This window comes from Geobacillus sp. LYN3 (assembly GCF_003064505.1).
GTDB classification, from domain to species: Bacteria; Bacillota; Bacilli; order Bacillales; family Anoxybacillaceae; genus Parageobacillus_B; species Parageobacillus_B toebii.
Genome location: NZ_QCWL01000001.1, coordinates 2,217,086 through 2,224,688 on the forward strand (window position 1 = coordinate 2,217,086; position 7,603 = coordinate 2,224,688).

General features: G+C 42.4%; 8 protein-coding genes and 1 pseudogene. 2 read left to right on the forward strand and 7 right to left on the reverse strand.

The genetic code is table 11. From position 1 onward, the window contains the following. Positions 1–112: 112 nt before the first annotated feature. A complete protein-coding gene (locus DCC82_RS11525) occupies positions 113–403 on the forward strand; it encodes a hypothetical protein (RefSeq protein ID WP_015864218.1) in 291 nt (96 codons plus the stop codon). A 51-nt stretch (positions 404–454) separates the two neighbouring features. On the opposite strand, the gene DCC82_RS18745 is transcribed toward DCC82_RS11525, so the two are convergent. Together DCC82_RS18745 and DCC82_RS11535 are read right to left on the reverse strand one after the other, a co-directional pair. Continuing rightward, positions 455–616 (reverse strand): zinc ribbon domain-containing protein, encoded by a 162-nt coding sequence (locus tag DCC82_RS18745; protein ID WP_082798155.1) that lies wholly within the window; start codon positions 614–616, stop codon positions 455–457. Between the two features lie 39 nt (positions 617–655). Beyond that, a pseudogene (locus DCC82_RS11535) lies at positions 656–892 on the reverse strand (helix-turn-helix domain-containing protein); the annotation flags it as partial. A 340-nt stretch (positions 893–1,232) separates the two neighbouring features. Between DCC82_RS11535 and DCC82_RS11540 the strand changes: the two are divergent. Continuing rightward, on the forward strand, positions 1,233–1,676 hold the full coding sequence (locus DCC82_RS11540; protein WP_062752630.1) for an Hsp20/alpha crystallin family protein: 444 nt from the start codon (positions 1,233–1,235) through the stop codon (positions 1,674–1,676). 17 nt (positions 1,677–1,693) lie between these two features. Here DCC82_RS11540 and DCC82_RS11545 read toward each other — a convergent pair whose 3' ends face one another. The 5 genes from DCC82_RS11545 to DCC82_RS11565 form a co-directional block, all read right to left on the reverse strand. Further along, a complete protein-coding gene (locus DCC82_RS11545; protein WP_097354666.1) occupies positions 1,694–2,719 on the reverse strand; it encodes a LacI family DNA-binding transcriptional regulator in 1,026 nt (341 codons plus the stop codon). A gap of 68 nt (positions 2,720–2,787) precedes the next feature. Continuing rightward, a complete protein-coding gene (locus DCC82_RS11550; protein ID WP_097354667.1) occupies positions 2,788–3,723 on the reverse strand; it encodes an aldose epimerase family protein in 936 nt (311 codons plus the stop codon). Beyond that, entirely contained in the window at positions 3,720–5,237 is a 1,518-nt protein-coding gene (gene galT / locus DCC82_RS11555) for a UDP-glucose--hexose-1-phosphate uridylyltransferase (RefSeq protein ID WP_097354668.1), read from the reverse strand. The genes DCC82_RS11550 and galT overlap by 4 nt, the downstream gene beginning before the upstream one ends. Positions 5,238–5,239: 2 nt before the next feature. Continuing rightward, entirely contained in the window at positions 5,240–6,226 is a 987-nt protein-coding gene (gene galE / locus DCC82_RS11560) for a UDP-glucose 4-epimerase GalE (protein WP_097354669.1), read from the reverse strand. Further along, complete coding sequence (locus DCC82_RS11565; protein ID WP_097354670.1) at positions 6,223–7,407, reverse strand: galactokinase; 1,185 nt, start codon at positions 7,405–7,407, stop codon at positions 6,223–6,225. Before DCC82_RS11565 ends, galE begins: the two co-directional genes overlap by 4 nt. Between the last annotated feature and the right edge of the window lie 196 nt (positions 7,408–7,603).

A 7,603-nucleotide genomic window follows, 5' to 3' on the forward strand; every position in this document is an offset into this window, starting at 1 on the left:
GATATACACATATTTAAGAAATAATGTTAGAAACTTTGTCGAAAAATATTTTTTTGACACCCCTGAAACGGCCACAACCCATTCATTTATTCGAAGGAAGGAGTAATATATAATGGAACATTCATTTTCCGTATTGTTAGAAGCATATCAAAGCCTATGGAAAAATCGCTCCCTAACAACAGAAAAACTGAATGAACAAGAAAGCCAATCACTTCTTTATGAAACGATCGCGAAAGAACTACGTGATGAAATGTCTCATCCTCGTACACGTCAGTCTCCTGAAATAAAATTTTATTATGCAATCAAAAGAATTATAAACTCAAATCTATCAGAACAAGAAAAATTATCTTTAATTCATATTCATATAAATGTGATGGAACAATTGACCACCCCCCGTGCCTAAAGGCAGGGGATTCTTGGGTAATCCCTTCTACCGAAGAGAAATGGACCGAGCTCAATCCGCCGGTCCAGCAGTGATTAATCTCATACCTTCTTGTAAGATATTTCTTGCGGTGTTTACATCTCGGTCATGATGTGTTCTACAATTCGAACATGTCCACACCCGCAAGGTTAGGGTTTTGACTTCTTTGTTTTGATATCCACAATTGGAGCAAATTTGTAAACAGGATTTTTTGCTTTTGAAGCGTGGACGTTATTCTGTTTTTTGAAAATCGTCCAGATGTTTTAGCACATTTTGAAGTGCGGTAGAATCGACCTCTTTTAACCATTCCAATTCCTTTTTCAATTGGTTTAACTGATTGGCACAAATGTTATAGGTTAGAACTTTACCTGTTTGTTCATAGGCTTCATTCCACTTGGCTAAGAAGTAATTAAAAACGAAACGACTGCAGCCAATCGATTTGTTAATTGAGTAATTAACGTTGTAAAAAATGAAATACTAATTTATATATCTTACAGCATTTGGAAAGATGTAAAAATAGCATATGGACACGATATAGCTTTCGGGACTTGGGATTTAGCTCTATTTCTTATAGTCCTTTTCGGTTCGATGGGCTTTTTTATAGTAAGGTCATTTCGTTTAAGATAAAACATTTAGTCCTAATAAAACGAATGGGCGAGTCGGTTATATAAAAAGCGTAAAGGGGCTTCCGTATTTGGGAGTCCCATTCTTTATACAATAACCTTTCACAGAATCTTTGTATAAAACAGCGCTGCCTAAAACAAACTATTTGATGACAAATATATTAACGATCCAAAGGAGGGCGCTGTTTATGTCTTTAATCCCTTATGATCCATTTCGCCATTTAGAAACAATGCGCAAGGACCTTAGCCGATTTTTTTCAACCGATTTCCCTTCTCTTTTCACCCATATGGATGACCATATCGGGATGCCGCGCATGGATATGCATGAAACGGAAAACGAATATGTCGTATCGTGCGATCTCCCTGGTCTAGAGAAAAAAGAAGACGTGCACATCGACGTACACAACAATATTTTAACGATTAGCGGCACCATCCAGCGAGACCAAAACATTAAAGAAGAACAAATGCATCGCCGCGAACGCTTTTTCGGCCGTTTTCAACGTTCCATTACGCTGCCATCGGATGCAGCAACAGATAACATTAAAGCAACATATAAAAATGGTGTGCTCGATATCCATATTCCAAAAACAACATCTAGTCCGAAAAAGCGCGTTGATATCGAATTTCACTAATGCAGTAAAGGGAGCTGCTACATTGAACAGCTCCCTTTTGAACAAACTTGACTGCTTTCTCGAACAATGAGTTTTGTTGGCACAACCACTTTTTTGCAAATGGTTCGCTTCGTCGTTAGTCTCTCTACTAACAATTCTACCGCCGTCTCTCCCATAAACTCTGTATACACTTTTACCGTTGTTAATGGCGGGTGGATAAATTTGGCGGTCGGAATATCATTAAATCCGACGATAGATATATCATCAGGAACTGGAATTTGCGCTTCATGAAGCGCGCGCAGCGCCCCAATCGCCATCGAATCACTGGCGATAAAAAACGCGGTTGGAATGTCTTTTGCAGAGATTGCTTGTTTCATTAATCGATAGCCGTCTTCAGCGGTAAAACTCCCTGTCCATACATATCGCGAATCATATATTCCTTTCAAGTATAAATATTCGTAAAACGTTGCTTCGCGCTCATCATGAAGAAGTGTTTGTCCGTCTACATATTCGCGCCCGCCAATATAGCCGATTTTTTTGTGGCTGAGTTGAAGAAGATAGTCTAACACGGTAATCGTTGATTTCCTTAAATCAATGACAACGGAGTCAAATTTTTGCTCATCTGGCGAACAATCTACAAACACGATATGTTTAGTGCTTGCCGCAAACGCACTGACATCTTTTGGCCCAAACTTTCCAACCGCAATAATTCCGTCTAAATTTTCCATCCGCTCCTCTGGATAGGAGCCGTTTTGTTTAAACAACTTTACCAGCTCGATTTGCCGTTCAAAACATTCTTTTTCTACCCCTAAGCGAATCGCCATGTAATACGGATCATCAAGTTCTTGCCGTTCCGAATACCAATGAACAAGCCCAAATCGAAATCGTTCTTTCGTTTGTTGGCTGCGTTCCCGCAATGTTTTATAATTCAATTGTTGAGCTACTTCGAAAATGCGCTTTCTCGTTTCATCCGATACCGATAAGGTTGTATCATAATTAAGAACGCGTGATACAGTAGCAACAGATACGCCGACTTTTTCCGCAATTTCTTTTAACGTCGCCATTGGTGAAATAGATCCCTTCCTCCATATGTTTTTACAATAAATTTTCTTTGCCAATGTTCTAGATCATATCATTCTGCCCCTATTTCTATTTGGAACCACCATGTAAATACACCTTTTGCTTCCACAAATGAAACTTTCCGAATGGCATAAGCGACAGACAAATTATCGTACACTCCGGTGCATGGTTCGAGCGCCAAATTATAGTCGCCGCGATAGCCACCTTGCGTTTTCCAAACTCCTAAATACGGAATTTTTTCCGCTGGATAGTGGTACATTAGTTTGCGTCCTGTATTTTCTTGAACGATTCCGCACATTCCTTTCGGGACGCGCTCGGTAAAATAAAATTTCTCACAGTTGTTCGCAGATGGCGGCTCCATTTTTGATAAATCCAACGGTTTCCCGGTTTTTCGCGAAATCGTAACGGGATACGGATGAATCGTTCCCCATTCGCCAAGATGTTCCGTCTGATGTTCGACGGTCATTACGCTGGTCAAACTGTCAGGAACGATGATTTTTGTATATTCGTCACATCGCAAAAGCGCATGAGGGGTCCAAATAAAGTAAAATCGTGTGTCGCCATCATTGGTGACCGCATAATCAAAACAAAGTCGATTCACTTCTAACCAAACTCGCTTTGTCATCGTATATGGGAAAACAGGACTTTTGACAGTAAAAACAACCGTCTCCCCTTCCAAACGATATTCCCACGGAAGCGCCCATACTTCTCCGTGATCAGGAATCGGCTTTCCCGTTACAGGATCAAAACAAGCATCGATGCTTGGAAATACTTCATCGAATCCACTAGAATCATAGTCGCTAAAAACAGCGCCGTAACTCGGTATGGTGAGCGTATCGCTTTTTGCTTGAAACAACCATTCTTTATTCGTTTCTTTATCGATTAACGAAGCGAGTTTACTGCCGTACTCCGGCAAAAACACGGCTCTTATGTAATTGTTTTCCAAAATGATGCTTTTTAGTCCTTTGAACGTTCCTTCCCGAATCATGACAACTTCTCCTGCACTTTCCGTAAAAAAGTACGAAATGCTTGTTTTCCTCTCTTGGTTCGTTTAAAAACACCAGCGTGTTCTAATACGGTAATAAATCGCTGCCCTACCTCATGCTGTAAAATATCCAACACGGTTTCTTTCGTAATGTCTGTATATCTGCTGCGAATTTCTTCATACCAGTCCCAATGTTTTAACAACGCTGGGTCCCAATCCTCTTTTTTCGTATGTTGAATAAGATATTGTGCTAATATGTCCAATTCTTTCGCAAGTCTTCCAGGTAAAACGGCAAGCCCCATCACTTCAATTAAACCGATATTCTCTTTTTTAATATGATGCAATTCTTCATGAGGATGAAAAATCCCGTATGGATGTTCACGTGATGTCCGATTATTGCGCAAAACGATATCCATTTCAAACAAACCGGCGCGCCGTCTGGCGATTGGCGTGACGGTGTTGTGCGGAGTAGTGCCGCTTTTGGCATAAATATCGACACTCGGATCACTATACGTTTGCCACGTTCGGTAAATGACATCAGCCGCTTCGAGCACTTCCTCTTTTTTGCCGCGAAGGCGAATGACTGACATCGGCCAGCGGACGATCCCTGCCGCGAGTGACGGAAAAGAAGGAAAAGAGATATATTCTTCTATCTCTGCTTTTTCCATCGCAAACGTATAGTTTCCGCCTTGAAAATGATCGTGCGCTAAAATCGAGCCGCCGACAATCGGCAGATCAGCGTTCGAGCCGATGAAATAGTGCGGAAATTTTTCGATGAAATCAAGTAAGCGCGCGAATGTTTTTCGTTCCATTTTCATCGGCACATGCTCAGCATGGAACACGATGCAATGTTCATTGTAATACACATATGGAGAATATTGGAAATACCACTTCTCGTCTAATAACGTAAGAGGAATGACGCGATGATTAGAGCGCGCCGGATGATGCCACGTTCCTTCATATCCTTCATTTTCTTTGCATAGCACGCACTTTGGGTACGAAGATGCCGGCGCGTCTTTTAATTTGGCGATTTCTTTCGGGTCTTTCTCTGGTTTGGATAAATTGATCGTAATATCAATCTCTCCGTATTCTGTTTTCGTTTTCCATTGTTTATTTTTCGCAATCCGCGCTGTGTGAATGTAGTTGGAGGCTTTGCTAAGAGAATAAAACCAGTCGGTTGCTAGTTTCGGGTCTTTATTGTATTTGGCATAAAATTCACGGATCACTTCGGATGGACGCGGCATTAAACAGTTCATCAGCTTGGCGTCCCATATATCCCGCTCTGTCGTTGTATTCGTCTTGATGCGGCCATTTTCGTACGCCCAATCTAAAATGGCCTCTAATATCGGTGAAGGAGAGGCAAAGGACACATCCTTTACCTCCACTGGTTTCCACTCCTCTAACTGCAGCGCCGCCAACAGGCGATTGCGCGTGTAAACGATATCTTCACGATGAATCAGTCCGTTTGCGATCCCGTATTGGATAAGCTGTTCTAACGCTTCAAAAATGTCTGCCACCGTCACACACCCCGATATCCGTTCGGTTTCGCTTGATGCCATTCCCATGCGGAAGCGACAATATCAATAATCGATGTATATTTCGGCTCCCAGCCGAGTTCACGTTTTGCTTTTTCCGAGGATGCGACGAGCTTCGCCGGGTCTCCCGGGCGCCGCGCCATGACGCGTGCCGGAATCGGATGGCCTGTTACTTTTCGGGCAGCTTCGATGACTTCTTTTACGGTAAATCCGCTGCCGTTTCCTAAATTATAAACGTTGCTTTCCGCACCGCTTCGCAATTTTTCAACAGCTAAAATATGGGCGTCGACTAAATCGAGAACATGAATATAATCGCGGATGCATGTACCGTCAGGCGTATCGTAATCATCTCCAAAAATATGAATCTCTTCCCGCTTCCCAAGCGGCACTTTTAAAATCAACGGGATTAAGTGCGTTTCCGGATTATGGTCTTCGCCGATGATCGTCCCGTATGCCCCCGCGACATTAAAATAACGAAGAGAGATGTAACGAATTCCGTAAGCACGATCGACCCATTTCATCATTTTTTCCATCGCCAATTTCGTTTCTCCATATGTGTTGGTTGGCAGCGTTGGATCCGTTTCCACAATTGGAATTTGTTTTGGTTCCCCATACACCGCCGCTGTCGAGGAAAAGACGATTTGTTTCACTCCGAACTCGTTCATTACTTCTAACAATACTTGCGTACCGTAAACGTTATTATCGTAATATTTGAGCGGCTCTTGCATACTTTCGCCGACAAGGGAATTAGCGGCAAAGTGGATGACCGTATCAATATCATGCTTTCGAAACACTTCGCGCAAAAACGCGCGGTCGCGAATATCGCCTTCGTAAAAGATCGCTTCCGGATGGACGGCCTCCCGATGCCCTGTTTGCAAATTGTCAACAACAATGACCTTTTCTCCCTTTTCGATTAAGCGATATACCGCATGGCTGCCGATATAGCCTGCGCCGCCGCAGACAAGAATCATACGCTCATCTCCTTTTCTCCCGTTATTTCTTTCGCTCCATCACCAATTTTCACAACATAAAAACTAGCTTCATAGCCAATTTTTTTCGCATATTCATTCCCTACTTGCTCAATAAAAGAAGGAATAAACTCATCTTTTACAATATTTACGGTACAGCCGCCAAAACCAGCTCCAGTCATGCGGGCGCCGATCGTCCCTTCGTGGTTCCACGCCGCTTCAACAAGCGTATCAAGCTCTAATCCTGTCACTTCATAATCATCGCGCAGCGAAATGTGGGATTGTTTCATTAACTCGCCAAAGCGCGCCAAATCTCCTTTTTCCAACGCAGTAGCCGCCTCTATCGTTCGTTCATTTTCCGTCACGGCATGGCGTGCCCGCTTTTGTTCGATTGGAGAAAGAAGGTGATCATACTGTTCTAATTGCTCGCTTGTCAGCTCGCCAAGCGATTCGATATTTAGATGCTCCTTTAATTTCAAAAGCGCAGCTTCACACGTCGATCTTCGTTCGTTATACGCTGAATCGGCCAAACCGCGCTTTTTATTCGTATTTGCGATGACAATCGAACAATGATTGAACGCCACAGGAATATAGCGGTATGCCAGCGTTTGGCAATTTAAGAGAATCGCATGATTTCGCTTTCCCATTCCGACGGCAAATTGATCCATAATGCCGCAGTTGACGCCGACATATTCATTTTCTACTTTTTGGCTCATTTTCACAAGTTCGAGCATATCGATATGCTGCTCGAATAACTCATTCATCATCACCGCCGTAACTAATTCAATCGAAGCGGAAGACGATAACCCGGCACCGTTCGGAATTGTTCCGTAATACAAAATATCAAGTCCCGTCTCGATCGGATAAAACGATTGAAACGCAGCAATAACTCCCTTTGGATAATTTGCCCATCCGTGCTTGTCTTGGTAGGATAGGTCGTCATAAGATACGGTAATGACCCCTGTTTCCGGAAAATTTTTTGAGTAAAAGCGAATAAACGAATGTGCTGTTTTTCGCACAAGCGCATACGTACCAATTTGCAGCGCGCACGGCAGCACATGCCCGCCGTTATAGTCGGTATGCTCGCCGATTAAGTTGACGCGGCCAGGCGCGAAGAAAATACGAATTTCTTCATTTCCGTCTCCAAATAATTCAGTAAACGTTTTTATTAAATTGGTGATCATGAATGATACCCCCTAAATATACCTTTAGTAAATATTTTAGTAAAATTTTTATTATGGATCAATAAAAAAGAAACATTTTCTTTTTGGAAAACGTATAAGAAGTAGCTTATTCCATCATCTTATATAGGTAGCGTCAAAAGTTCTATGAAAACTCCACACAGATCATCCCATTGAGCATCGTGGGGCATGCGGAGGG